The sequence below is a fragment of the Methylobacterium sp. WL119 genome (assembly GCF_008039875.1).
In the GTDB taxonomy this organism is placed as follows: domain Bacteria; phylum Pseudomonadota; class Alphaproteobacteria; order Rhizobiales; family Beijerinckiaceae; genus Methylobacterium.
In genome coordinates, this window is the sequence record NZ_VRUU01000242.1 from 1 (window position 1) to 857 (window position 857).

Consider the following 857-nt stretch of genomic DNA (forward strand, 5'->3'; position numbering starts at 1 on the left):
GTGCGCGACCTCGGCCACGACGTGCTGACGCTGGACGCGCTGACCTACGCGGCCAACCCGGTGTCGCTGGCGCCCCTCGCCGAGGATCCCCGCCACCGCCTGGTCGAGGCCGACATCTGCGACGCCGACGCGGTGCGCGCGGCGTTCGCGGACTTCCGGCCCGACGCGGTGATGCACCTGGCGGCCGAAAGCCACGTCGACCGCTCGATCACCGATCCGGGCGCGTTCATCCGGACCAACGTGATCGGCACCCAGGTGATGCTGGACGCGGCGCGCGGCCACCACGAGGGGCTGGCGGCGGACGCGAAGGGCCGCTTCCGCTTCCTCCACGTCTCGACCGACGAGGTCTACGGCTCGCTGCCGCCGGGCGGGTTCTTCACGGAAGGCAGCCGCTACGACCCGCGCTCGCCGTACTCGGCCTCGAAGGCCGCCTCCGACCACCTGGCCCGGGCCTGGCACGAGACCTACGGCCTGCCGGTGCTGGTGACGAACTGCTCGAACAACTACGGGCCGCGCCACTTCCCGGAGAAGCTCATCCCGCTGATGATCCTCAACGCGCTCGAGGGCCGTCCGCTGCCGGTCTACGGCGACGGCCTGAACGAGCGCGACTGGATCCACGTCGAGGACCACGCCCGCGGCCTGGTGGCGGTGCTGGAGCGCGGCCGGGTCGGCGAGACCTACCTGCTCGGCGGGCGCGCGGTGCGCAACAACCTCGCCGTGGTCGAGGCGCTGTGCGCCGCCTTCGACCGGCTGCGGCCCGAGCACGCCCCGCACGCGCGGCTGATCGCCTTCGTCGCCGACCGGCCCGGGCACGACCGCCGCTACGCGATCGACCCGGGCAAGGCCGAGGCCGAGGT

1 protein-coding gene is annotated in these 857 nt (G+C 73.5%); it reads left to right on the forward strand.

The window, feature by feature from the left end; genetic code table 11:
• Positions 1-857 (forward strand): dTDP-glucose 4,6-dehydratase (gene rfbB, locus FV227_RS28660; RefSeq protein WP_147860485.1); only part of this gene is annotated, 857 nt, incomplete at both ends.